This is a genomic window from Parendozoicomonas sp. 209JJ7-1 (assembly GCF_058147085.1).
In genome coordinates this window covers 1-24,197 of record NZ_JBYVJU010000011.1, presented here as the reverse complement: position 1 = coordinate 24,197, position 24,197 = coordinate 1, and the positions used below count along the sequence as shown (strand labels likewise).

The following is a 24,197-nucleotide window of genomic DNA, read 5'->3' as shown; positions in this document are numbered from 1 at the left end:
AACAGGATGAGTTGTGTGACATTCAGGAATTGGCGCTTTCAACTGGTTTGCAGTTTTCTGTCTGTGTTTCTTTTTTCCCCCTGGATTTCTGCTGAAGAAACAGGGGATGCGCTTTCAGCGGTCCGTTACCCCAATGCCCGACTGGAGTTGTCCGAGTCGCTGAAAGCGAGAAACTACCCGCTGATCAGCAGCCGTATCAAAAAGGTAAACGGAGAGATACGGGCGGATAAAGAGCGCTGGCTGAGTGGCCAGCTGGAGCGGCGGTTGTATCAACTGCCATCAGGCCATGGCAGTGATGACGCTTATGAATTTCTGGTGAAAAAGTTGAAGGAACAGGGAGTTAAGGAGGACTTTTCATGTTCCGGGCGAGACTGCGGCCCGAGTAATATGTGGGCGAATTCCGTATTCCGGGTGGCCAGTCTTTATGGTCACGACCGTGACCAGCATTACTTCCTGGGCTCCCGCAAACAGGCCGACGGGCAGGAATATTATGTGATCTACACCATCAAACGGGGCAATCGCCGGGTGTATGCCATGGTTGACCGTTTCCGTGAAATTTCTTTGCCCTGATTTAATAGCTCTCCGTTCCATTATTCTCCCGTACAGGCTGCCGATAACTTCTGTCAGATATTGACAGGAGCAGGACTATGGCTCAGACAGTTTCCCTGGTACTTGGCAGCGGTGGTGCCCGGGGCTACGCCCATATTGGCGTGATTGAAGAGCTTCTGGCACAGGGGTATAACATCCAGTGTGTGGCTGGCAGTTCCATGGGTGCCCTGATTGGTGGACTGTTCTGTGCAGGCAGGCTGGGCTGTTACCGGGACTGGGTGAAAGAGTTGAATTATATGGATGTGATTCGGCTTCTGGATCTCTCCTTCCGCCATCCGGGCATTATCCGTGGCGGCAAGGTTTTTGAAGTGATAGCTGAGCTGGTTCAGGACGTGCAGATTGAAGACCTGGATATTCTGTTCACCGCTGTTGCTACAGACCTGGATACCCGCAAGGAAATCTGGTTCCAGGATGGTGATCTGCTGCAGGCCATTCGGGCCTCCATTGCGATTCCCAGTCTTTTTACCCCGGTTCACTACAATGGACGCACGCTGGTGGACGGAGGGGTACTCAACCCTTTGCCTATCGCTCCGACGGTGGCGGCCCATTCCGACCTGATTATCGCCGTTGACCTGAATTCCGATGTAGAGGCAACGACCATGCATTGTGAAGCCCCTGGCAGCAGTCGTCAGTACCGCATGATGGAAAGATGGATTCATAAACTCCGGGGCCGGATTCGTAATTATCTGGACGGAGCCTCCGAGTGTGAAGAACAGACGGTGAAGACTGGCATGCTGGATATGTTTAACCAGTCTCTGGAAGTGATGCAGGAGTCCCTGGCCCGCTACAAAATAGCCGGTTATGAGCCGGATATTTTAATCTCTGTCTCCCGGCAGCAGTGCCGGTTTTATGAGTTTCACAAGGCGGAAGAGATGATACAGGTTGGGCGACTGGTCACTGAGAAGGCCCTGACCCTCTACGAAGCTGAGTATAAAAAGTGAAGATGCGATTCTTTCTGAATATCGGGGCCATTTCTGGGCTGCTGGGTGTTGCTCTTTTAAGTACTGTGCTGTTATCAGGCAGCAGGGCGGTGGCCCGGACACCGGATAACACTCTTCGGATTGGTAACCTGTCTGATCCCCATACCCTGAATCCCTTTCAGGTGGCCACGGAGGACAGTGCGGTTATTGCCCGGAATATCTATGAATCCCTTCTGCTGACAAATGCCGACAGTGAGGTTATCCCCGGTCAGGCGGAGAGCTGGCGTATAGAAAACGACGGTAAACGTTTTGTATTCACCCTGCGCCAGGGGTTGCACTGGAGCAATGGTGAGACTCTGGTGGCGGAGGATTTTGTCGCAGCCTTTCGTTATCAGGCTGATCCTGCCAATGGTTTTCACCATGCTAATGACTTGAAAATGCTGAAAATTGTTAACATTGACAAGGTGATTACCGGTGAGCTGCCACCGGAAAAACTGGGGGTTTATGCACCGGATCAGCGGACGCTGGTTGTAGAGATCAGTATTCCCGTAAGCCATGCCCCGTATGCGTTTACGGCTTCTTATCCGCTGCACCGGCCTACGGTGAAAAAATATGGTAAGCAGTGGGCCAGAATCGGGCAGATGGTTGTGAATGGTCCTTATATCCCCACTTCCTGGCATATCAATGAGCGCCTGGAACTGAGCCGTAATCCCCAATACCGGGATGCGGATAATGTACGTATTGAGAAGGTGGTTTTTTTCCCCCTGGCGGCGGAGACAGAGCTGAAACTGTTTGAAAGGGGCCAGCTGGATATGACGGCCACAGTTCCCACGGGGAAAGGTCAATGGCTGAAGCAGCGTTTTGGCCCGAAATTAAAGATCAACCGCAGACCCTCTTTGTATTTTTATATCTTTAACCTGAAGCAAAAGAAATTTCAGGATAAACGAGTCAGACAGGCACTGTCTTATGTTGTGGATCGGAAATTAATTACCGAAAAAGTGATTGGTCTTGGCCAGATTCCGGCAACAACATTTGCTCTCCCGGCAAGTCTGGGCAAAGGCATGCCAGATAATGTTCCCATGGTCACCATGACCCTGGAGCAAAGGGTAGAACTGGCAAAGAGGCTTTACCGGGAAGCCGGGTTCAGTTCCGACAATCCTTTGAAAGTGGAGATTCTTTATAACACCCTTGATGCTCACCGGCAGATAGCTCTGGCAATGGCTGATATGTGGAAGCGCCATCTGGGGGTAAGCGTAAGTCTGAGGAATATTGAGTGGAACGCCCTTGAAGCAGAGGCCAGTGCCGGACACTTTGAAATGCTGCGGATGAGCTGGGTGATGGGGCATCCGATTGCCTGCTTTGTTTACCCCCTGTTCCAGTCTTCCACACCCGCGAACCAGGGATTCTACAGTAATCCTGAGTTTGACCGGCAGGTTGACCTGGCCTGTTACGATAATGACGTCAACCGGCGCAGTCAGGCCCTGCAGCAGGCAGAATGGATCCTGGCTGAGGATATGCCGGCCATTCCCATGTTTTATTCGGTTGACAGCCGCCTGGTCAGTGACCGGGTGCAGGGCTTTCCCCGGCCGGAGCAGAATTTCTTTTATTATCTGAAAGACCTGTGGCTTAAGGAGTGATTCAGGCTGTTAGCGCAGCCTGCTCAGTAATACATAGACGGCACCGCTTCCCCCATCCACCGGCAGGCAGGAGGCAAATCCCTGCACTGCCGGTATCTGTTTCAGCCAGGTATTGACGTAGCTTTTCATGGTTTCCTGACGTCCCCATGAGGCGTGGGATTTGCCATGGACAACCCGTACGCAGGTGTAGTGGTTTTTTCGACAGAAGCTGATAAAGCGCATCAGCATGTCCCGGGCATCTTCAAAGTTAAAGCCATGCAGGTCCAGGTTGTATTCCACCGTAATCTGTCCCTGGCGCAGACGACGCAGACGGTTATGCTGCTGGCCCGGCTTGATATGCTCAATATATTCCTCGGGGGCGATAGCCACGATATGGGTATCAGACAGTCCGTCTTTCTGCAGGGTGTTTTCTGTGGTGGCCTGTCGGCGGCGCAGGCGCAGGGTAAATTCCGGCACCTCTTTGACCGGCACGCAGGTATCAGCCTTGTTCTGTTTCAGGGGGCGAACGCCGGCCATCTCTCTGGCCAGCAGCTCTTTATCGTCGTCGTTTACCATAAAGGGCCGGGAGAATTGCTGTCTTCGGAGTTAAAGTCTGTATCTTCTTGATTCCGGGGCAAGAGTCAAACTGTATTTTGGTGGTGGTCCGTTATCAGGCGAGTCTGGGCTTCGTTAGCATTCAGTTTGTCTAGCACCATCAGTCTAGGAGTGGCTCATACCCCGCTGATCGCGGTGACCTAGGCATGGTGGCGCTATTGAGACACCAATAGCACTGTTGCATAACATGTTTCATAGATTTCCGGTGCCGAGTTCTCCTGCTTGTCGGGCACCCAAAACCCTCCGTTGATGAATAGAGTGTGAGCTATGATCCAGGAAATAGATTTACGGGTTCTATAGAAAAGGTTTCAACGTCAAAAGTAAGTACTGGGCTACTGTCAGCTCATGGGCGTTTAAATGGCTTGTACTTTATATCTTTCATACTGGCCGGAAGACATGAAGCGTTAACACATTTCTTTGGCTGAATCAGGCCCCATAGCGTATAAGCCTGGTGAGACTGAAGGCGTTATACGCTCATTTCCGGGTTCGCTATTCGCTCATTCTGCTACGCAGAACTGACGCCCTCTCAATTGCCAACGCTTCCGCCCGCCGAGTTATTCAAAATTAAGGGGGTTAACACTCATGCCAACCCAATGAACAGCGGCACACTGATCAAGGAAAGTACTGTGCTCGCCATGACAGCTGTCGCAGCTTTCTCCGGGTGAACATCGAGTTGATTCGCGATGATGACTACATTGCCCGCCATAGGAACAGCGGTCATCAACATAATCATGGCTTGTTCCGTCGCACTCAGTTCAAAGGGGGCAAACCAAATCACGCAAAGTCCAATGGCAGGCCAAACAAGGAATTTCCAGGAAAGCGAAGCGATTAAGTACGTCCAATCTATTTCGAGCTTCTTGATATGGCTTAGTGTAATGCCAATAACCAACATACCCAGGACAGTATAGGCGCCTTTAAAATTACTCAGCCCCGATATGAAAATATCGCCAACATCCACCTCCAGCTGCTGAAGAAGTATTACCAAAAAGAATGCATAGAGGATTGGCAGCCTAGACATACGCCTCAAGCTGTCTTTGACAGTCCCCACTCCCCGGGCGGTCAGAAAGTAACCCAAAGAGAACTCATACAGGTTTACACCCAATATGATAAAGGCCGCCAGGGCCGCTCCCGTCAGGTCAAACAGGGCTATAGCCAAGGGAAGCCCAAAGAATCCCGTATTACCCGTACCGCCGCAAAATGCGAACAGATAAGCGGTACTGTCTTTCCAGATAGATCTCCCCACCACTAACGCGATCAAGGAAACGGCTGAGCACAACAGGAATGCCCCCACTGTGAATGAAAAATAGCTGTAACCTTCCGGGGCTTCCAGCACCGCCACAAAAATCACAGCGGGTGAGATGAGGTAAACCAAAAGAGACGATATGTCTTTTTGGTTTACCTTAAGCTTTCGACCTATGAAGAACCCCGCCACAGACACACAGAGGAGAAACAGAACACGCAGAAATATTTCAGTGAAACTCAAGCTACCACCTTAGAAGGGTTGGAAAAATTATGGGCAGATTCTGATGATAGTTATTAGCGGCTACAATAGCTCCCTGTTAGAATCTGCGCCCGCATTTTTACCCCTGAACTCTGGCCACTCCCACCGGGAGCAGCCGCCGGTTCGGCAAGCAAGGATTGATTAATGCCCGGACATCTCACAGAGACACTTTCTGACATCACAGGTCTGCAGACCATCGGTGACTGGCTGCGCTGGACTTACAGCCGTTTTAATGAGCATGAACTGTTTTATGGCCATGGCAGCGATAACAGCTGGGATGAAGCCTGTCATCTGGTTTTGCAGGCGTTGGAGCTGCCCTGGAACTTTGATCCTGCGTTCTATTCCAGCCGTATAACACCGACGGAAGCTGAACGCCTGAAAACCCTGGTACACCGTCGTATTGAGGAGCGGGTACCGACAGCCTATCTGCTCAACATCTCCTGGTTTGCGGGGCTGCCGTTTTATGTGGACGAACGGGTGCTGGTTCCCCGTTCTCCGGTGGCAGAGTTAATTGAGAACGGTTTTCAACCCTGGCTGGGGGATGCAAGGGTCGAGAGAATCATGGATCTGTGCACTGGCTCCGGCTGTATCGGCATTGCCTGCGCCCAGAGCTTCCCCGAGGCCCGGGTTGATCTTATCGACCTCTCCCCGGATGCCCTTGAGGTGGCTCGAATCAATATTGACCGCTATGAACTCTGGGACAGGGTGGAAACGGTTGAGTCAAACCTGTTTTCGGCCCTGCAGAATCGGAATGACAGGCCCCGTTACCAGATAATGGTCACCAATCCTCCCTATGTAGATGCTGAGGATATGACTGATCTTCCGGAAGAATATCATCATGAACCGGCCCTGGGACTGGAAGCCGGAGATGACGGTCTTGATCTGGCCCGCCGGATTCTTCGGGAGGCAAGAGACTGGCTGACGGATGATGGCCTGCTGGTGATGGAAGTAGGCAACAGCTGTTACGCCCTGGATGAGGCTTTCCCTGAAGTGCCGTTTACCTGGCTTGAGTTTGAGCAGGGCGGTCATGGTGTCTGCCTGATGACCGCCAGTGACCTTGATCTGTATCAGGACAATTTTTAAAGCAGCCTTTTGCAAAAAAGCGCTTTGTCGGCTTTGCTGCTCAATTCTACGGTCATACGTTTTTACTGGCCGGATAGCTGTCCGGCTATTCTGTGTACAAAGGGATATGTGGCGTTGAGAATCTGGCCGGGTATAATCCGCCGGATACAGCGGAACTTGAATAAAGCAAAGATTTGGTCTTCGGGTCGGAAAATAATTGTCGGCGGAGCATTATGGCAGGAAACACAATAGGTAAACTGTTTACGGTCACTACTTTCGGAGAAAGCCATGGCCTGGCCCTCGGATGCATTGTTGATGGCTGTCCTCCCGGGCTGGGGCTGACCGAAGAAGATCTGCAGAAGGATCTTGACCGCCGTAAGCCGGGTACATCCCGCTACACTACCCAGCGCCGGGAGCCTGATGCAGTACGTATCCTGTCTGGTGTTTTTGAGGGGAAGACCACAGGCACCCCCATCGGTCTGCTGATAGAGAACACTGACCAGCGCTCGAAAGATTACTCTGATATTAAAGATAACTTCCGTCCTGCCCACGCTGATTACACCTATAACCAGAAATATGGTTTCCGGGATTACCGGGGCGGTGGCCGTTCATCTGCCCGGGAAACGGCCATGCGGGTAGCGGCGGGAGCCATTGCCAGAAAATATCTGACCCGGCAGGGTATTCAGGTGCGGGGCTATCTGGAGCAGATGGGTGACATCCGCATTGACAACTTTGACTGGAATGAAGTGAATAACAATCCTTTCTTCTGCCCCGATGCCGGTAAAGTCAAGGCTATGGAAGATCTGGTCAACGGTCTGCGTAAGCAGGGGGATTCCATCGGCGCGCGGATTACCGTGGAAGCCACCGGCGTAATGCCCGGCCTGGGTGAGCCGGTGTTTGACCGCCTGGACGCCGATCTGGCCCACGCCTTGATGAGCATTAACGCAGTGAAGGGTGTAGAGATAGGTGCAGGCTTTGCCTCTGTCGCCCAGAAGGGCAGTGAACACCGGGATGAGATAACCCCCGAAGGATTTTTATCCAATAATGCTGGCGGCATTCTTGGGGGTATATCTTCCGGTCAGACCATCCGTGCCAGTATCGCCCTGAAACCGACGTCCAGCCTGTTGATTCCCGGACGTTCCATTGATGTCCAGGGCAATCCTGTTGAGGTGGTGACCAAAGGCCGTCATGATCCTTGTGTCGGTATTAGGGCAACGCCAATCGCTGAAGCGATGATGGTCATTACCCTGATGGATCATCTGCTCCGGCACCGGGGGCAGAATGCCGATGTGCAGTGCCAGACACCTGTTGTTCCTCTACAGAGTTAATTTGTCTGATTGCGTAAAGGCGGAGCGTTCTCCGCCTTTATATTTTCTCCGCCTTTATATATGGCGCCTCTCTTTATTTCCCGTTTCCCGTTTCCCGTTTCCCGTTTCCCGTTAATTATGGCCTTTCTCTAAATCTCTTTTCTTGAACGCTCTTTTCTTGAACGATAGTACCTTTTATTTTCGGCAGCACTTCCTATAGAGAGCTATATATCACTCCCACGAAGAACAGCCTGATATAACCAAGAACAGCGGGAAGGAGGGGTGTATGTGGAATAGGTGCGCAACCATGGCCAGTCGTTTTTTTCGGGTGCTGTCGGATGCGGGGCTGTTATTTAGGGGCGTGTTATTTGAGGGTACGCTGTGTGGGGGAGTGTTACTAGGGCTGTCTTTCTCCCTTTATGGTGGAGGGCTGGCTCTGACGGATTTCCAGTCTATTTCCTCTTTCGGTTCGGCAAACGCCGGGAGAGGTGTAAATCGCAGTGATGCTACCGTTATCAGCGCCAATCCTGCAGGTATGGCTTTTCTGGGGAAGAGACAATTTGTTCTGGGAGGCTTTGGTGTAATTCCCGGAGGTAAGGCTGAAGGTACTTATAAGAGTCCCTACCGAAATGACACTCTGGATACTGATGATTACAGCAGCTACTTCGGCTGGTCCGGAGACTATCGCCCCTGTGACTATATGGAAGAGCAGAATATTCTTTGCTACTTCGAGTCGAAGTCCGTTGATGATTTCCTCAAACCCGGCCTTGTGCCTGCTCTTTACTACGCCCAGCCGGTTATGGACGATCTGTGGGCCGGGGTGGGGATTTACGGTGCTTTTGGTGGTGAAGTCAAATATCCTGTGGAGTCCCCTTTCCGTTATCAGGCTGCAGGCAGCAGCGTGAAGGTAGTCAACCTGCAGCCAACCCTGTCCTGGCGAGTGAATCCGGAGCTGGCTGTGGGGGCCGGTATGTGGGTATCGGTTGGGATGATGGATATGGTCCGTTACCTGAACTCCTGGGCTGCGGCTCCTACGGATGCCGTCGCATCCGTTGATACCAGGGGAATCGGATTTGGCGCGACCCTGGGTTTACAGTGGCATCCTGTTGACAGTCTTGTCGCCGGAATTGCCTACCACTCTCCAACCAGCATCAGGTTTGAAGGTCATATGCGGGCGACGGGTATCGCTGGCCTGGAAACTATCCTGCAACAGTTTCGTCCTGACAGTGCTTATCCGGAACCCATTCCGGAAGCGGAGATGGCCGCAGAATACCTCTGGCAGCGCCGTCCCGGTACAGTAAAGGAAAATGTAAAAAGCCGAATCAAATTTCCTGAACATGTTGAGCTGAGCCTGTCCTGGGATATTGACCCGGAATTTACCCTGTTGGCGGGAGCTGTCTGGACCCGTTGGAGTCGATTTAAAAATCTCGAAATTACCAGTAAAGGCGGACCAGCGTCGGATATCGTCAGTGTCAGCAATGGCGCTCCCCGCCAGCATGTTCTGGCCAAGGTTCCCCAGAACTGGTCCGATGTCTGGACCCTCTCCCTGGGTGGCAGGTGGCGTTATAGTGAAAAATTGGAGCTGAGGACAGGGTACAGCCATGATAACTCCCCCACCACCAATGCTACCCGTTCCGCCAGGATTCCCGATAATGACCGCCAGTGGCTGACATTTGGTGCCGGCTACAGGTTCAATGAACAGTACGCTGTTGATGTCGCTTATGGCTATATGCACATGAAGTCTTTCAGGATTTTTGATGTGAACTACAAGGTGAATGGTGAACCCCAGGGCACTGACCCGGATACCCGTATGTTTGAAGACCCGGGCAGCCTGACGGCCCGCTATCGGGATATGCACGCCCATGCCCTGGCCATGCAGCTGACAGTCAGGATCTGACGTTTTGCAATATTGCAGGTGAACTCATGAAAAAATGTATCGCACTGGTAAAGGTTCTGCTGTTCTCGGCTTTAGCCGTGGGGGCGGGTGAACTGCTGGCGGACAAGAGCACGCATCCGGAGCTGAAATGGAACCCGGTGCCTTATCCGGATAATCTGTTCCGACAGGATCTGAGTGGTGAGAACCTGCGAAAAGAGTGGCCCCGTATGATGCGTTCGGCCCGGGATCCTTTCCCGGATATGGCACTTTTCCGCAGCCAGCTGTTGTCCACCAAGGCTGGTGAAGAATATGTGTTGAAAAAGCTGAAACTGGCAGTGAAAGAACATCCGGGTGAAGGACTGGAAGCCAGTTTAAATCCGGCTGCTCTGGAGAAAATGGTCGCCTATCTCCAGGACGCCTGGCGCAGCCATTTCCAGGGGAATTTTCGTGATGCCCGTCGCAGGGGACTGGTGCTGGATACCATTGACGGAAAATATGCTGCCTATCGTACTCAGGTTATCTATGCCCTGTATCTGTCCCCGGAACCTTCAGGGGATGTGGAGTATGCCGAGCGCACTATGTTGTTGAAGGATGTGGCGGATAACCTGCAGGCGGAGATTGAGCTGCTGGATGCACAGGGAGTGAAGTTTATTCCCCATATCCGCTACTGGCAGTATTATGCCCAGGGGCGTTATGGTGAGATTATGAAGTCCAAATGGAGTGGAATCAGCGGCCTGAAAGCGAAAAAGGATATAGCCTACAACCTGTTTGAGAAAGGCGCTGTTATTGAATCCCTGATGCGGGACTGCGCCGGCCCCCAGGCTGTTATTGCCGCCAGTTATGCGGCTATCTATGCGGATGGCCGGGCCGGGCGCATATTGTTTGGCCGTCGGATAACCGATCATCTCGGTAACCGCGCAGGTTTTGAAAAGGCAGTGCCTGATCGTTTTGATTATGCCCTGAAACTCTTGGGTGACGCTCCTTATCCCGAACTTTATAACGGTTATGCCCAGTCACTGATGCGCCTGGATGCCAAAAAATACCAGGATCGCGCTGAGCTTTACTGGCATTACGCCGCCGGGGCCAGTCATCCGGAAGGTGTGGAGAGCATGATTTATAGTATTGAAGACGCATTAGCCAGGCAGGTGGTGCAGAACCGAAAAAAGCTCGGGGGCTGAACAACAGGGAGGGTTCTTCAGTCGGGACAGGCAGCAGGGTAAAAACGGTAACCCGTCACTGATTTCCAGGCAGGCCGGCAGCGATACCCCGGCACGGGAAATATGTACGGATATTTAGGGGGAGCTTGTATGCAGAAGCTGTTATCACTGCTTCAACAGTATACCGACAGCCCTGGCCAGAGTCTGTTCCACGGCTTTTTTTCCTGTCAGCCCTGTGGCCTGTGCCACCCTGCTCCATCTGTGAGCCTGCAACACTTTCATTGTTATCACCTGTTGTTGCTCTAAAGACAGCTGTTTTCTGCTAACAGGAAGCTGGTATTGCGCCAGCCAGTGCAGCTCCGGCAAACAACTCTGGTAACTGAATAAACCTTTGCTGAACCCTGTGAGGCGCTGCAGCCATTCCTCATTAGGGGAAGGTTGGGTTGTTTTTTGTGGGGCGCTGTTGGCGCAAGTTATCAGGGAAAGCAGAATATGGGCTTCCATAGTCTCAAGGCCATCAGTGGCTAGCAAGGGCAGCATTTTTCGGAAGCGCTCCTGGAGGTTTTGCGCGAAATACCTGCCTTCTGTAGTCAGTCCCATAATAACAACTGCGCTGTAACAACCGCTGGCGTTGTTGCGGGTAGCGCCAATATGAACCGGGAGCATTTTACAGCTGTGCCAAAAACTGAGCAGATCCGCGGTTACGCCAAAATTGCTGCCCAGTAATTTCATTCCCCGATCAAGACAGGGGGAATGAAGGGAACGGATTAACAGTTGGCCAAGTCCCCGCCCCTGTACGGCAGGGTGAACGGCTATACGCATAATTCGCCCCATCATCATACCAGCAGCCTGTTTAAAACCGGCATGGGCAGAAAGGGTTTGTGGCAGCAGGTGGCCCTTTGGGCGACGCTGGCCCAGCCAGATGGCTTCAGTCACGGCTTGATCAAAACCCCCTTCCCGGCTGATCAGGGCAACAGAGACGACAGACTTCTTATATTCCAGTAAGCCAATAAGTAAATCATTTCGGTCGAGTATCTGCCGCAAATCATCTGGACTGGTCTGGTAATGAGCCAGGATCAGCAGGCCAAAGATTTCGGTAAGCAGCGTAGGTTCTCTGAGCAGTTCAGCACCTGTCACAGTTTGAAAACTGACATTATCCGGGTTGGCGGACTGTATGTGCTTATCGTCGGCAGGTTCGGCATTGAGGAGAAGAAGATCCGCCAGCAGCTTTTCCAGAGGATCATTGTTGGCCCAGCGTATGGGCTGTTGCATACGGCACCTGCGCCATTTGGGGGTGATATGTTTCAGGGTTTTCTGGAAACGAATAGCAAACCCGCGCCCGGTACCTTCATAACCATGGATGGTGCTGGCAAAGACAATACGGGAATGCTGGCGCAGCAGCTTTTCCAGCAGGGGTGCCGGAATAGCAGCGGCTTCATCTACCAGAACAAAAGCAGCTTCCGGTGCTGTCCGAGCAAGCTCATCGGGGGCGATAAATGCCAGTTCACTCAATCCGTTGTTATGGGGCAGGGTGATATGACCTTCGGCTTTTTTGCTTTCAGGAAGAAGTTCTCCGGCATGGAAAAACAGGGTGTCTGTCGCCTGCCGGGAAGGGGCTGTGACCAGGATGCGTACCGGGCGCTGTCGCATCAGCCGGGCGGCGGCAATGCCCAGAGCCGCGGATTTCCCCCGACCCCGGTCAGCGGTCAGCACCAGTGGACGACGACGGTGGCCCAGCATAACCCTTTCGATGGCCTGCACTGCCAGAGCCTGGTCCTGGGTGAGCCAGGGGCCGGATTCGGGCAAGTCCTGTACCGGTTCTGAAGAAGGGCGTTTACTTTGGAAGGCCGGGAATGGCCCCCCCTGCTTCCAGAACGCTATATCCGATTGAGGAAGTACAGAACCAGCTCTTTGTAAAAATGGTGAGTATTTATTCCAATGCAGCTCTGATGGACAGAGAAGGATAAGCAGTCCACCGCCGGCCAGTGCTCCGGTAACAAGACCGAGGGCAGCAGCGGGAATATCTTCGGTCAGGTCCAGAATCAGGTAGTCGATAGTCTGTCCCAGAAGTTGGGAGGCTTTTTTCCAGGCGTTGGCGGGCAATGGCCAGTCAGTGCGGTTACTCCAGAGCAATGGTTCCCAGTCTTCGCTACCCTGAATATCAGCTAGCGTCAGCAATCGTTGCTGAAGCCACGCGTTTTCCCCCGACCAGACCATAGGCAGACGGTGGTGGTGCTGACGGGCCTGTGACAGCCAGAGGGGCAGCTGATATTCCATGGCAGACTTCATGTATTCCAGAATGTGACTATAACAGCATGGGATAAAGCCCCTTACTTTATCAGTTTCTCCAGAAAGAAGGGGTCAGTAAAACCAGAACTGTAATAATTTCCAGCCGCCCCATCAACATGCCAAAACTGAGCAACCATTTGGCAGCATCTGGCAGGGGCAGGAAATTACCTGCCGGGCCAATAACATTGCCGAAACCAGGGCCAACATTGCTGACTGCGGTAATTGAACCAGTGAGACTGGTGACGATATCCAGCCCTATGGCGGACAGCACTATGGTCATCAGGGCGATCAGCAAACCATAGAAAAAGCAGAAGGCCACCAGGGATCGAAGAATTTCATTGGTAATCTCCTGGCCGTTGTAGCGATGTACCAGAAACGCCCGTGGGTGGCTGACCTGCTTCAGCTGCATCATTAGCAGTTTGCTGCCTATCTGGAACCGGAAAATTTTTATGCCCCCGGCGGTTGAGCCTGAACAGCCACCCACAAACATCAGGAAAAAAAAGACAGATGTCGTCATGTCGCTCCAGACGCTGTAGTCGGTCAGGGCGTAGCCGGTGGTGGTGACCACGGAGGTTGTATTAAAGGCGACCAAAGTCAGGTTATGGAAGAAGTCATGCTCTTTGGTAAAGGTCAGCCACAGGCTCAGGAACAGCCAGGTCAGCAGCATAAAACCCAGAAAGGCCCGCACCTGGCTGTCCCGGAAAAGGTCTTCGGTATGGCCTTTAAAGAACTTGACAAACAGCACAAACGGCAGGCTTCCCAACAGCATGAAAATAGTGCCGTTCCAGTGCAGCCAGGGGTTGGTAAAGTGCCCCATAGAGGAGTCTGAAGTGGAATAGCCCCCGGTGGACAGTGTGGTCATTGAGTGGTTGATAGCTTCAAAGAGGGTCATGCCCCCCATCAGATAGCCCAGGGCACACAGAATGCTCAGGATCAGGTAGGTAAGAACCATACGCTTGGCGATGGAGCCGGAGCGGGGCATACATTTGGCTGACCAGTCGGAAGATTCACTCTGGAACAGGCGCATGCCCCCGACCTTGAGAAAAGGCAGGATAGCTACCGCCATCACAATAAAGCCGATACCACCCAGCCATTGCAGGAGGGAACGCCAGAGCAGGATACCTTTGTCAGCCAGATGCAGCTGGGTCATCACCGTGGAGCCGGTGGTGGTAACCCCGGACATGGTTTCAAAAAATGCGTCGGTAAAGTTCATGCCCTCAACCAGCACAAACGGCAGGGCACCGAATGCGCTCAGGGTCAGCCAGCACAGGCTGGTAAGAATAAAAATCTGCCGTGGATCCAGCCTGAACTGGCGTGTACGGGTGGCCAGCGTACACAGCCCTCCCGACAGGAAACTCCATATGGCCGACTTAAAGAACGCGGCTGAACCCGGGCTGTCTATGACCAGATCAGTGATGGCAGGAATTACCATCAGTAATCCGAGAACCATCAGGAACAGGCCAATAACGTACAGAACCGGTTTAAGATTCATAAGATGTAAATTAGCTCTATTGCAGATAAAAGCTGCGTAGTTTCAATCAGGAGCCTGTCGGTGTAATTACGGGTTTATACATATGGATCAGGTTATATAAGTGCATGGTCGTCAGGTCGCTCGCAGCATAGCACCAGAGAGAGGGGGTGGCTGAATATTGAACTGTCTCAACCGGATTGAAGGCCCTGTTAATTATCCAGGTTATGGAGAAGCTTAAGCAGGGCCTTTCCAGCGTTGGAAAGTGTTCTGTCCTTATGGTAGATAACCCCCAGGCTACGGGTTATGAAAATATCTCCGGGGGTGATATCCAGAATACCATCGGACAGCATGGTGCGCGGCAAAACGCTCCAGGCAAGGCCGATATTTACCATCATTTTCAGGGTTTCCAAGTAGTTGGATTCCATAATGACATCAATGTGCAATTCCCGCTGATCAAAGTGTTTGCGAACAATTTTATTGGTAAATGTATTGCCCCCGGGGAATACCGCCGGATACTGGCTGATATCTTCAAAGGAGAGTTGTTCCCTGTGCGCCAGGGGATGATCTGCAGAGACCATAAATACCAGCGGGTCCGGCCAGATCTCACGGCTGATAAATTTTCGGCTGTTCTGTTCCGGGGCAAGGGTGATAATGCCCAGCTCAATATCGCCCCGCTGTACGCCACCATAGGCCCATTCAGAATCCACAAAGCGAATATCCAGGGATACACCGGGATAAAGCCGGTTGAATTGCTGCAGAACCGTGGGCAGGCGGTGCAGGCCAATATGGTGGCTGGTGGCGATGCTTAACCGTCCGCTTACACAGCCGGACAGGTTGGTCAGTGCCAGGCGGGTGTCTTCCATGTCTCTGAGAATACGTCGAGCTCTTTCGAGCAGCAGCTGGCCTGCTTCGGTCAGGGAGACGGCACGGCCAACCCGGTCAAACAGTCGGGCATTCATCTGGCTTTCCAGCAGAGCAATACGCTTGCTGATGGCTGGCTGGGTCAGGTGCAGTTTTTCGCCGGCCAGTGAGAAGGAACCGGTTTCGGCGACGGCAAGAAAGGCGGTAAGGGTCTGACTGTCCATAGAGTTCGTTTTCGGGGTTATTGCCGGTCATGATAACCAACCCTTAAGGGGGTTGTCCTCTGTATACTGGCGGCTGACATTCTTATCGGAATAATTCAACGCCTGAAAAGTAAGAACGTCTGCTGATCTGACCTTATCACCCAGGCGGCTTTGTCCGCCTGGTTTTTATCGGGTTTCAAAGCGTCGGTTTTTGCCTGCTGACTATCAGACAAATACAGTTAATGAGGTTTTCACAGTGGTTCTTGTCGTAGTAAGTAAAGCGACCTTAATGGATTCCATATGGTTATCAAATGTATGATTAATATGAATTTGTTTTATCTTTCTCTCTGCCATAGGATGCTGATAAAGATAAAAGCGAACAGAGAAAAAGAACCGTAATAATACATATCAGGCCTGAGGAGAAGAGCTGTGGCAGATAGAACGCTCTACGACAAGTTATGGGATGACCATCTGGTCAAAAGCCGGGATGATGGCTCGGCGCTGCTGTATATTGACCGTCAGCTTCTCCATGAAGTGACATCTCCCCAGGCTTTCGAGGGCCTGCGTCTGGCTGGCCGTAGCCCCTGGCGGTTGAGCGCAAACCTGGCCACTCCCGATCATAACGTTCCCACTACGTCTGTTGAACGCGAGTCCGGTATTGAAGGTATTGTCGATCCGGTGTCAAAAATCCAGGTAAAAACCCTGGACGACAACTGTAATGAATTCGGCATTGTTCAATACGCCATGCAGGATGTGCGTCAGGGGATTGTTCACGTGGTTGGTCCGGAGCAGGGAGCAACTCTGCCAGGCATGACTGTGGTGTGTGGTGATTCTCACACAGCCACCCACGGTGCTTTTGGTGCCCTGGCCCACGGTATCGGCACTTCGGAAGTGGAACATGTACTGGCTTCCCAGTGCCTGGTGGCCAAGAAGATGAAGAATATGCGGGTCACCGTTGATGGCGAACTGGGCCGGGGCGTGACCGCGAAGGACGTTGTGCTGGCCATTATCGGCAAGATCGGTACTGCGGGCGGCACCGGCTGCGCTATCGAATTTGCCGGCAGCGCAATTGAATCCTTGTCCATGGAAGGTCGTATGACCATCTGTAATATGGCGATCGAAGCCGGTGCCCGTGTGGGGCTGGTGGCTGTGGACAACATCACTATCGATTATGTCAAAGACCGTCCTGGTGCACCCAGCGGGGCTGAATGGGAAGCCGCTGTCGACTACTGGCTGACTCTGCGTTCCGATGTGGATGCTGCCTTTGATTTTGAAGTGGACCTGAAAGCAGAAGATATTGAGCCTCAGGTGACCTGGGGAACTTCTCCGGAAATGGTGGCTCCGGTCAATGCCTGTGTGCCAGACCCGGAACAGGAACAGGATACCACCAGATCCGACGGCATTCGTCGTGCGCTTCAATATATGGGGCTGGAAGCAGGTCAGGCATTGACGTCTATCAAATTGGATAAGGTGTTTATCGGTTCCTGCACCAACTCCCGAATCGAAGATATGCGTGCGGCCGCTGAAGTAGTAAAAGGCCGTAAGGTCGCCGACACCATTAAGCTGGCTATGGTGGTACCCGGTTCCGGCCTGGTAAAGCAGCAGGCGGAAGAAGAGGGTCTGGACAGGATTTTTATTGAAGCCGGTCTGGAATGGCGTGAGCCCGGTTGCTCTATGTGTCTGGCCATGAACGCCGACCGTCTGGATGAGGGGGAGCACTGTGCTTCCACCTCCAACCGTAACTTTGAAGGCCGTCAAGGCTTTGGTGGTCGGACCCACCTGGTCAGCCCGGCCATGGCCGCAGCCGCTGCGGTCACCGGTTATTTTGTTGATGTGAGAAAGCTCGCTGTTAAGGAGCCTGCTGTTAAGGAGAAAGGGGGGGAACAGGCATGAAGGCATTTACCGTTCATACCGGTTTAGTGGCACCGCTGGATCGGGCTAATGTCGATACCGACATGATTATTCCCAAGCAGTTCCTGAAGTCCATCAAACGTACCGGCTTTGGCAAGAATCTGTTTGATGAGCTGCGTTACCTGGATGTAGGTGAGGCCGACCAGGATTGCAGTAACCGCCCTCTGAACCAGGATTTTTTGCTGAATCAGCCCCGTTACCAGGGCGTGTCTGTGCTACTGGCTCGTCAGAACTTTGGCTGTGGTTCCAGCCGTGAACATGCCCCCTGGGCTTTGGACGATTTCGGCTTCCGTTGCGTTATCGCCCCCAGCTTTGCGGATATTTTTTATAACAACTGTTTTAAGAATGGTCTGCTGCCCATTGTTCTTTCCGAAGAGCAGGTGGATGGCCTGTTTAAAGCCTGTGAAGCTGCGGAAGGCTATAGCCTGACCATCGACCTTGAACGTCAGTGTGTTGTTACCCCTGAAGGTGAAGAGTTGACGTTTGATGTTGACCCTTTCAGCAAGGAGTGCCTGCTGAAAGGTCTGGATGAAATTGGCCTGACCCTTCAGGAAGAAGACACCATTCGTGCATTTGAGCAGAAGCACGAACAGAAGTTTCCCTGGTTGTTTAAAGAATTACAGAACTGATTTTTCAGGGCGAGTCCTCAATCTTGATAAGTCCGGGGTTCGGATGACTATTTCAAAGGCCACGGAATGGCCTGCTAGCGACTTAATCGCCAGTTTCTGCCCCTGCAAAACTGGCACTTGCGCTATCCATAGCGGTCGGATGGATGTATTGATGGAGCGGAAATGGTTATCCGAATTCCGGGCGGTAACTCCCGACTTGCCTCGTGACTAAAAATACAGAGAGAGTTTTCCAAGAATGAAGAATATTCTGGTATTGCCCGGTGATGGTATTGGCCCTGAAATTATGGAACAGGCCGTTCGGGTACTGGACGTAATTAAAGACAAATTCGGCCTGGAACTGAGCGTTGACAATGCTCTGGTGGGCGGCGCTGCTATTGATGCTACCGGCGTGCCCCTGCCTGCAGACACCCTGGAAAAAGCCAAGGCCGCCGACGCTCTGCTGCTTGGTGCTGTGGGTGGCCCAAAGTGGGACAGCCTGGAAATGGCCGTTCGTCCGGAAAAAGGTCTGTTGGGCCTGCGCTCCAACCTGGAACTGTTTGCTAACCTTCGTCCGGCGATTCTCTATCCCCAGCTGGCAGAAGCGTCCACTCTTAAGCCCGAAGTTGTCAGCGGGCTGGATATCCTGATTGTCCGTGAACTGACCGGCGGTATTTATTTTGGTCAGCCCCGTGGCGTGCGTACTCTGGAAAACGGCGAGCGTGAAGGTTTTAATACCTACGTCTACAGCGAATCCGAGATTGAACGTATTGGTCGTGTCGCCTTTGAAGCGGCCCAAAAGCGTGGCGGTAAACTTTGCTCCATCGACAAACATAACGTGCTGGAAGTGACCGTACTCTGGCGTGAAATTATGGACAAACTGGCACCGGAATACCCCGATGTTGAACTGTCCCATATGTATGTAGACAACGCCGCCATGCAGCTGGTGCGTGCACCCAAGCAGTTTGATGTCATGGTCACCGGCAATATGTTTGGCGATATTCTTTCTGACTGTGCCGCCATGCTGACCGGTTCTATCGGTATGCTGCCGTCTGCCTCCCTGGATGCCAACAACAAAGGCATGTACGAACCGGTGCACGGCTCCGCGCCGGATATTGCCGGCCAGGATCTGGCCAACCCCCTGGCCACCATTCTCTCCGTAGCCATGATGCTGCGTTACTCCCTGGGTGAGGTGGCGGCTGCTGAAGCGATTGAACAGGCTGTCAGCAAGGTGCTGGACAAGGGTATCCGTACTGGCGATATCTGGTCTGAAGGCTGTGAAAAGGTGGGAACCCGCGGTATGGGTGATGCCGTGGTCAATGGGTTGAGTGAGGTTTAAGCCGTGAGTGACGTTAGGAAAAAAGTGGGTCTGATCGGCTGGCGGGGCATGGTGGGCTCCGTGCTGATGCAGCGTATGGCCGAAGAAGGGGACTTCTCCCGTATTGAACCGGTGTTCTTTACTACTTCTCAAGCGGGTCAGCCCGGTCCGGCCCATCTGGTGGGTGAGGGCACCGGCTCTTTAAAAAGCATTCCTGCCCTGAAGAGCGCTTTTGATATCAGTGAACTGTCTGATATGGAGATTATTATCTCCTGTCAAGGTGGTGATTTTACCGGAGAGGTTTATCCCAAACTTCGTGAAGCCGGCTGGAACGGTTACTGGATAGACGCTGCTTCCAAGCTGCGGATGGACGACAGTGCTGTTATTATTCTTGATCCGGTCAATCGTCCGGTGATTGACCAGGCCATGAATGACGGCATCAAAACATACGTCGGTGGAAACTGTACCGTCAGCCTTATGCTGATGGGGCTGGGTGGCCTGTTCCGTGAAGGGATGGTGGAATGGACCAGCGCCATGACCTACCAGGCAGCCAGTGGCGGCGGTGCCCGCCATATGCGCGAGCTGGTCAGCGGTATGGGTGTGATTCGTGATGCCGTGGCCGAAGAGCTGGCTGATCCGGCTTCCGCCATTCTGGATATTGATCGCAAGGTCGCTGCCACTATCCGTGAGGGGCTGGATACCACCGCCTTTGGTGTGCCTCTGGCGGGTTCTCTTATTCCATACATTGATTCCCAGCTGGACAATGGCCAGAGCCGGGAAGAGTGGAAAGGGCAGGTGGAAACCAACAAGATTCTCGGCCGCCAGAACAAACCGGTACCGGTGGATGGTCTCTGTGTCCGTGTCGGCGCCATGCGCTGTCACTCCCAGGCGCTGACCGTGAAACTGACCAAAGATGTGCCCCTGGCGGATGTGGAATCCATTATTGGTGAAGCCAACGACTGGGTGCAGGTGATTGCCAATAACAAGGAGGACTCCTCCAGTCTGTTGAGTCCGGCCGTGGTCAGTGGTTCCCTGAACGTTCCGGTTGGTCGTCTGCGCAAGATGAATATGGGGCCGGAGTATCTGTCTGCCTTTACCGTGGGTGACCAGCTGTTGTGGGGCGCTGCTGAGCCTCTGCGGCGGATGTTGAATATTGTGCTTGGTGACTAGCCCCTAATGTTAGGCGGATAGAACCTATGTTAAACGTACCGAGCACTACCAACACCACACCAGTACAAGCCAGGTTATAACTTGGCTTGTACTGGTGTGGTGTAAAAGTGGTATTCCATTACACGCCAAAGCATGCCTCCTGGCTCAACCAGATAGAGTGCCAGGTCACTCCAAAAACTATGGCTTTTGCTGTCCAGGGTGTAGGCCGTGAAAGAAAACTCAGAAATACTTTCAGGAACCTCCTGGTCCACCAGAATAATCTGGGATTCGCTGTTTATCAGCTCATTCACCAAAATCCGGGATGAAACCAATCGGCTCTCCGGTGAATCATCCTCCAGTGAGAAAGCAACCCTTATTTAACCCTCGGGATGACGGTTATAGAATCCACAAATCTTCCACCCAAACCAGTTCACAGGCTCCTCTGCCGGTATCTGTCCGGCTCAGGCTGCTGCTCCAGTTCCTGCCTCCAGAACCTTTTACTTCCACCAGTTTGCCGCGAATCTGCACAATATCCCCTAATGGGGGCTCTGAATAGCTCACAAGGTTAGAGCCAGTTTACAGATATTCTATTTTAAATGACTATATATATGGTCATATTTGGTTTTTAACCCTATTATGACCATATATAAATTCATTATTACCCTTATGAAAACCATCGGTGAACACTGCCGGGAGCGGCGCAAGGCTCTCAAACTCAATCAGGAAGAAGCGGCGCAGGCGGCCAGAACCACCCGTAGCGTGATTTCTGCTATCGAGAATAATCGTTACCGGGGAGCGCTCTGGGCCCTGAACAATTACCTGGGTATTCTGGGGCTGGAGCTGACGGTCCGGGAAGCCACCCGGCCCACCTGGGATGATCTGGACTCTCTGTTTAACGAGGATGACGGATGATGCTCGAACACTGGCCCGAGAAGATCAACTCTCTGCGGGTGCATACCCCGGCGGGGCTGGCGGGCATGCTGAGTTTTGAGAAAGGTTCCTATGCCTTCTCTTACCGGGAAGGGGGGGAAGAGGTCTCCCTGACCATGCCGTTCCAGACTGCCTCCTATAACAGCGGTGCCCTGCATCCGGTGTTCCAGATGAATATCCCGGAAGGTTATGTGCGTGAGCGCCTGTCGGAGCGGCTGCGTCGTTATACCCGGGTCAATGATATGCTGTTTCTGGCCCTGCAGCAGAAAAACGGCATTGGTCGCCTGTACTTTGAGAGTGACCTTGAGATAAAGCCCATGGGCCATGACTCCCTGGAATCCCTGATTCACTGGGACAGTCGGGAAAGCGCCTTTGAATATCTGCTGGATAAATACCTGCTCAATACTGCGGCGATTTCCGGTGTTCAGCCCAAGCTTCTGGTCAACACCCAACCTGCAGCAGCCAGCCATAACGAAAGAGGCACATTGATAGAGCCGGAGCTGATTGTAAAAACCGGTGGCGAGGAGCATGAGCATCTGGCGCTCAATGAATTCGTCTGTATGAGCATTGCCAAAGCCTGCGGGATTCCTGTACCAGAGTTCTGGCTATCAGAAAACCACGAACTGTTTATTATGAAGCGCTTCGATCAGGCCGGCGGCCAGCCTCTGGGCATGGAAGATTTTGCGGTACTGATGAAACGGCCCGGGGATGAAAAGTATCTGGGCTCCTATGAAAATGTCGCCAAAGTGGTGCAGCTCTACACCCGGGATGCCGGGCAGGTTGAACAGGTTTTTGATTATATCGCTATCAGTTGCCTGCTGGGCAATGGCGATGCCCATCTGAAAAACTTCTCACTGCTTTATAACACTATTCAGCCCCTTTCCGGGCTGTGTCTGTCCCCCCTTTATGATGTGGTCAATACCACCGTCTACCCATTGCAGTCCCATGATCTGGCCCTGAAAATGGATAAAACCCGGGAGTTTCCCAACCAGGATAAACTGGTGCGTTTTGGCAGAAAGATCGGTGTAAAAAATCCAGCAATAAGGCTGGAACAGATGGCGGATACCGGCCGGGACTTTATTCACCACTTTGATCGCTGGGAGGTTTTTCCTGCCCTGAAACTGGCACTGGAAGCCTCTATCAGCCGGGCCATGTCGGTTTCTGATAGCGGTGTGCGCTTTGAGAGCAAACGGCCGAAAAAGCGAAAATCAGATCGTTATCTGTAAGGGTTGCTGTATAGCAGCTTAAAGTTGGGTCAGGTTAAAAATGAACCTGACCCCTATTTCCTAAAGGGGTAGAACGGTATGCCAGATGCACTTACAGATTTGAAAAGCATTCTCCACTCCAAACGCGCCAATATTTACTATCTCGAAAAATGTCGGGTCATGCAGAAAGACGGCCGGGTATTGTTCCTGACAGAAGCCCGGAACCAGAACAATTATTGGAATATTCCCATTGCCAATACCACCTGCATCCTGCTGGGAACGGGTACATCCATTACCCAGGCCGCAGTACGTATGCTGGCCTCCGCCGGGGTTCTTATTGGTTTCTGTGGTGGCGGTGGTACACCATTGCTGGCCGCCAGCGAAGTGGAATGGCTCAGTCCACAAAGTGAATACCGACCCACAGAATACCTGCAGGGTTGGATGAGTTTCTGGTTTGACGAAGAAAAACGCCTGCACACGGCTAAACAGTTTCAAACCGCACGCCTGCAGTTTATGAGTAAAGTCTGGGGCAAAGACCGCGATCTTCAACAGGCTGGATTCCATCTGGATGATGTGGAAATAGAAACTCTGCTTACCCATTATCCTGCCCAGATTGCCAGTGCCGCCAATGTTGGCCAACTGCTGCAGAATGAAGCCAGAGTGACAAAGCAGCTTTATAAAATTGCCGCCCGGCGTACCCAATACGGTGAATTTGTCCGCAGCCGGGACGGGGAAGACAATGCCAATGCCTTTCTTAATCACGGTAATTATCTGACCTACGGGCTGGCCGCCACCACACTCTGGGTGCTGGGTATTCCCCATGGCTTTGCGGTAATGCATGGTAAAACCCGACGCGGGGCACTGGTTTTTGATGTGGCTGATTTGATCAAGGATACGCTTATCCTTCCATGGGCGTTTATATGCGCCGGAGAAGGTGCATCGGAACAGGAATTTCGCCAGCAGTGTTTACAGGCTTTTACTGACCATAAGGCACTGGATTTTATGTTCGAGCAGGTTCAGGAGGCGTCCTTAAGAAAAATTTATTGATAGTTACTCTATACGGGATTGACTATTTTTCTTGTGAGGAGAATACTGCGCCTGCGTCATGGAGTCACAAGCGCTATTCAGTAACAGGGGAATTCAGGCTTTATTCTGTGTTCTCAATATTCTGTGTTCTCAATAGCTATCCAGTTTGATTGGTGAAGCAGCTATGGCTAATATGTGCGAACTGCCGTTCAGGTGGTTTATAGACGTATGGAATATCTATCCTTTTGACCGCCGAATAGGTGGCTTCAAACCCCAAATACACGGATGTATTTCCGTGCTTTTTAGCAAGGTCACTCAACCATGATGGTGACCTTTGTCAGTCAATGCCAGAAAAACGCCCACAAGAAAACCCGTCGGGTGCTGGACAGCTTCGCTGACCGCATTGGCGACAACACCTGGCAAACCGTTATAACCCAGCAAGGATTACAGGCCGTTCGCAAACTGCTGCGTAAAACCGCCAGCAAGCATACCGCTGTCAGTTGTCACCGGTTTCGTAACCGTGCCTCCAGTGAACTGTTATGGGTTGTAGGGAAAAAAGATGTTTT

The 24,197-nt window shown here is 52.4% G+C and carries 22 protein-coding genes; 15 read left to right on the top strand and 7 right to left on the bottom strand.

Annotation, left to right across the window (positions count from 1 at the left end; all coding sequences use genetic code 11):
• The first annotated feature begins 15 nt into the window (after window positions 1-15).
• The 3 genes from ACY2RQ_RS12090 (at window position 16) to ACY2RQ_RS12080 (ending at window position 3,166) form a co-directional block, all read left to right on the top strand.
• A complete protein-coding gene (locus tag ACY2RQ_RS12090; RefSeq protein WP_490113232.1) occupies window positions 16-570 on the top strand; it encodes a DUF4892 domain-containing protein in 555 nt (184 codons plus the stop codon).
• Window positions 571-647: 77 nt separating this feature from the next.
• A complete protein-coding gene (locus ACY2RQ_RS12085) occupies window positions 648-1,550 on the top strand; it encodes a patatin-like phospholipase family protein (RefSeq protein ID WP_490113231.1) in 903 nt (300 codons plus the stop codon).
• A gap of 2 nt (window positions 1,551-1,552) precedes the next feature.
• A complete protein-coding gene (locus tag ACY2RQ_RS12080) occupies window positions 1,553-3,166 on the top strand; it encodes a peptide ABC transporter substrate-binding protein (protein ID WP_490113379.1) in 1,614 nt (537 codons plus the stop codon).
• Between the two features lie 9 nt (window positions 3,167-3,175).
• On the opposite strand, the gene ACY2RQ_RS12075 is transcribed toward ACY2RQ_RS12080, so the two are convergent.
• Window positions 3,176-3,721 carry a Smr/MutS family protein gene (locus ACY2RQ_RS12075; RefSeq protein ID WP_490113230.1) on the bottom strand — a complete coding sequence of 182 codons (546 nt, stop codon included), beginning with the start codon at window positions 3,719-3,721 and terminating at the stop codon, window positions 3,176-3,178.
• 619 nt (window positions 3,722-4,340) lie between these two features.
• Window positions 4,341-5,243, bottom strand: a complete 903-nt coding sequence (locus ACY2RQ_RS12070; protein WP_490113229.1) for an AEC family transporter — start codon at window positions 5,241-5,243, stop codon at window positions 4,341-4,343.
• A 162-nt stretch (window positions 5,244-5,405) separates the two neighbouring features.
• On the opposite strand from ACY2RQ_RS12070, the gene prmB reads away from it, so the two are divergent.
• From prmB to ACY2RQ_RS12050, 4 genes are all read left to right on the top strand, one after another.
• Complete coding sequence (gene prmB, locus ACY2RQ_RS12065) at window positions 5,406-6,344, top strand: 50S ribosomal protein L3 N(5)-glutamine methyltransferase (RefSeq protein WP_490113228.1); 939 nt, start codon at window positions 5,406-5,408, stop codon at window positions 6,342-6,344.
• A gap of 212 nt (window positions 6,345-6,556) precedes the next feature.
• Window positions 6,557-7,651, top strand: a complete 1,095-nt coding sequence (gene aroC / locus ACY2RQ_RS12060; RefSeq protein ID WP_490113227.1) for a chorismate synthase — start codon at window positions 6,557-6,559, stop codon at window positions 7,649-7,651.
• A 265-nt stretch (window positions 7,652-7,916) separates the two neighbouring features.
• Entirely contained in the window at window positions 7,917-9,527 is a 1,611-nt protein-coding gene (locus tag ACY2RQ_RS12055) for an OmpP1/FadL family transporter (protein WP_490113226.1), read from the top strand.
• A 26-nt stretch (window positions 9,528-9,553) separates the two neighbouring features.
• Window positions 9,554-10,684, top strand: coding sequence for a hypothetical protein (locus ACY2RQ_RS12050; protein ID WP_490113225.1), 1,131 nt, complete (start codon window positions 9,554-9,556; stop codon window positions 10,682-10,684).
• 144 nt (window positions 10,685-10,828) lie between these two features.
• Here the strand turns inward: ACY2RQ_RS12050 and ACY2RQ_RS12045 are convergent, their stop codons facing one another.
• From ACY2RQ_RS12045 to ACY2RQ_RS12035, 3 genes are all read right to left on the bottom strand, one after another.
• Window positions 10,829-12,952 (bottom strand): tRNA(Met) cytidine acetyltransferase TmcA, encoded by a 2,124-nt coding sequence (locus ACY2RQ_RS12045; RefSeq protein WP_490113224.1) that lies wholly within the window; start codon window positions 12,950-12,952, stop codon window positions 10,829-10,831.
• 49 nt (window positions 12,953-13,001) lie between these two features.
• Complete coding sequence (locus tag ACY2RQ_RS12040) at window positions 13,002-14,444, bottom strand: TrkH family potassium uptake protein (RefSeq protein ID WP_490113223.1); 1,443 nt, start codon at window positions 14,442-14,444, stop codon at window positions 13,002-13,004.
• 188 nt (window positions 14,445-14,632) lie between these two features.
• Window positions 14,633-15,508, bottom strand: coding sequence for a LysR family transcriptional regulator (locus ACY2RQ_RS12035; protein ID WP_490113222.1), 876 nt, complete (start codon window positions 15,506-15,508; stop codon window positions 14,633-14,635).
• 408 nt (window positions 15,509-15,916) lie between these two features.
• Between ACY2RQ_RS12035 and leuC the strand changes: the two genes are divergently transcribed.
• The 4 genes from leuC to asd all read left to right on the top strand — a co-directional run bounded on the left by leuC (window position 15,917) and on the right by asd (window position 20,491).
• Window positions 15,917-17,380 (top strand): 3-isopropylmalate dehydratase large subunit, encoded by a 1,464-nt coding sequence (gene leuC, locus ACY2RQ_RS12030; protein WP_490113221.1) that lies wholly within the window; start codon window positions 15,917-15,919, stop codon window positions 17,378-17,380.
• Window positions 17,377-18,027 carry a 3-isopropylmalate dehydratase small subunit gene (leuD, locus tag ACY2RQ_RS12025; RefSeq protein ID WP_490113220.1) on the top strand — a complete coding sequence of 217 codons (651 nt, stop codon included), beginning with the start codon at window positions 17,377-17,379 and terminating at the stop codon, window positions 18,025-18,027. The genes leuC and leuD overlap by 4 nt, the downstream gene beginning before the upstream one ends.
• 235 nt (window positions 18,028-18,262) lie before the next feature.
• Window positions 18,263-19,342 carry a 3-isopropylmalate dehydrogenase gene (gene leuB, locus ACY2RQ_RS12020; protein ID WP_490113219.1) on the top strand — a complete coding sequence of 360 codons (1,080 nt, stop codon included), beginning with the start codon at window positions 18,263-18,265 and terminating at the stop codon, window positions 19,340-19,342.
• A gap of 3 nt (window positions 19,343-19,345) precedes the next feature.
• Window positions 19,346-20,491, top strand: coding sequence for an aspartate-semialdehyde dehydrogenase (gene asd / locus ACY2RQ_RS12015; RefSeq protein WP_490113218.1), 1,146 nt, complete (start codon window positions 19,346-19,348; stop codon window positions 20,489-20,491).
• Between the two features lie 74 nt (window positions 20,492-20,565).
• On the opposite strand, the gene ACY2RQ_RS12010 is transcribed toward asd, so the two are convergent.
• Window positions 20,566-20,781: a hypothetical protein gene (locus tag ACY2RQ_RS12010; RefSeq protein WP_490113217.1), complete on the bottom strand. Its 216-nt coding sequence runs from the start codon at window positions 20,779-20,781 to the stop codon at window positions 20,566-20,568.
• Between the two features lie 85 nt (window positions 20,782-20,866).
• Window positions 20,867-21,031 carry a hypothetical protein gene (locus tag ACY2RQ_RS12005; protein ID WP_490113216.1) on the bottom strand — a complete coding sequence of 55 codons (165 nt, stop codon included), beginning with the start codon at window positions 21,029-21,031 and terminating at the stop codon, window positions 20,867-20,869.
• Window positions 21,032-21,106: 75 nt separating this feature from the next.
• Here ACY2RQ_RS12005 and ACY2RQ_RS12000 point away from each other — a divergent pair, with 75 nt between their 5' ends.
• The 4 genes from ACY2RQ_RS12000 to ACY2RQ_RS11985 form a co-directional block, all read left to right on the top strand.
• Window positions 21,107-21,382 (top strand): helix-turn-helix domain-containing protein, encoded by a 276-nt coding sequence (locus ACY2RQ_RS12000; RefSeq protein ID WP_490113215.1) that lies wholly within the window; start codon window positions 21,107-21,109, stop codon window positions 21,380-21,382.
• Complete coding sequence (locus ACY2RQ_RS11995; RefSeq protein ID WP_490113214.1) at window positions 21,379-22,626, top strand: type II toxin-antitoxin system HipA family toxin; 1,248 nt, start codon at window positions 21,379-21,381, stop codon at window positions 22,624-22,626. Before ACY2RQ_RS12000 ends, ACY2RQ_RS11995 begins: the two co-directional genes overlap by 4 nt.
• Window positions 22,627-22,704: 78 nt before the next feature.
• Window positions 22,705-23,652, top strand: coding sequence for a type I-F CRISPR-associated endonuclease Cas1f (gene cas1f, locus ACY2RQ_RS11990; protein ID WP_490113213.1), 948 nt, complete (start codon window positions 22,705-22,707; stop codon window positions 23,650-23,652).
• Window positions 23,653-23,952: 300 nt separating this feature from the next.
• The coding region (locus ACY2RQ_RS11985; RefSeq protein ID WP_490113212.1) for a hypothetical protein at window positions 23,953-24,197 on the top strand (245 nt) is incomplete at its 3' end.

Bases quoted from the DNA above. Each gene is read 5' to 3' on its own strand.
- ACY2RQ_RS12085 (WP_490113231.1), top strand. From the start codon at position 648: ATGGCTCAGACAGTTTCCCTGGTACTTGGCAGCGGTGGTGCCCGGGGC.
- ACY2RQ_RS12080 (WP_490113379.1), top strand. From the start codon at position 1,553: ATGCGATTCTTTCTGAATATCGGGGCCATTTCTGGGCTGCTGGGTGTT.
- ACY2RQ_RS12075 (WP_490113230.1), bottom strand. From the start codon at position 3,721: ATGGTAAACGACGACGATAAAGAGCTGCTGGCCAGAGAGATGGCCGGC.
- prmB (WP_490113228.1), top strand. From the start codon at position 5,406: ATGCCCGGACATCTCACAGAGACACTTTCTGACATCACAGGTCTGCAG.
- aroC (WP_490113227.1), top strand. From the start codon at position 6,557: ATGGCAGGAAACACAATAGGTAAACTGTTTACGGTCACTACTTTCGGA.
- ACY2RQ_RS12055 (WP_490113226.1), top strand. From the start codon at position 7,917: ATGTGGAATAGGTGCGCAACCATGGCCAGTCGTTTTTTTCGGGTGCTG.
- ACY2RQ_RS12050 (WP_490113225.1), top strand. From the start codon at position 9,554: ATGAAAAAATGTATCGCACTGGTAAAGGTTCTGCTGTTCTCGGCTTTA.
- ACY2RQ_RS12045 (WP_490113224.1), bottom strand. From the start codon at position 12,952: ATGAAGTCTGCCATGGAATATCAGCTGCCCCTCTGGCTGTCACAGGCC.
- ACY2RQ_RS12040 (WP_490113223.1), bottom strand. From the start codon at position 14,444: ATGAATCTTAAACCGGTTCTGTACGTTATTGGCCTGTTCCTGATGGTT.
- ACY2RQ_RS12035 (WP_490113222.1), bottom strand. From the start codon at position 15,508: ATGGACAGTCAGACCCTTACCGCCTTTCTTGCCGTCGCCGAAACCGGT.
- leuD (WP_490113220.1), top strand. From the start codon at position 17,377: ATGAAGGCATTTACCGTTCATACCGGTTTAGTGGCACCGCTGGATCGG.
- leuB (WP_490113219.1), top strand. From the start codon at position 18,263: ATGAAGAATATTCTGGTATTGCCCGGTGATGGTATTGGCCCTGAAATT.
- ACY2RQ_RS12000 (WP_490113215.1), top strand. From the start codon at position 21,107: ATGACCATATATAAATTCATTATTACCCTTATGAAAACCATCGGTGAA.
- ACY2RQ_RS11995 (WP_490113214.1), top strand. From the start codon at position 21,379: ATGATGCTCGAACACTGGCCCGAGAAGATCAACTCTCTGCGGGTGCAT.
- cas1f (WP_490113213.1), top strand. From the start codon at position 22,705: ATGCCAGATGCACTTACAGATTTGAAAAGCATTCTCCACTCCAAACGC.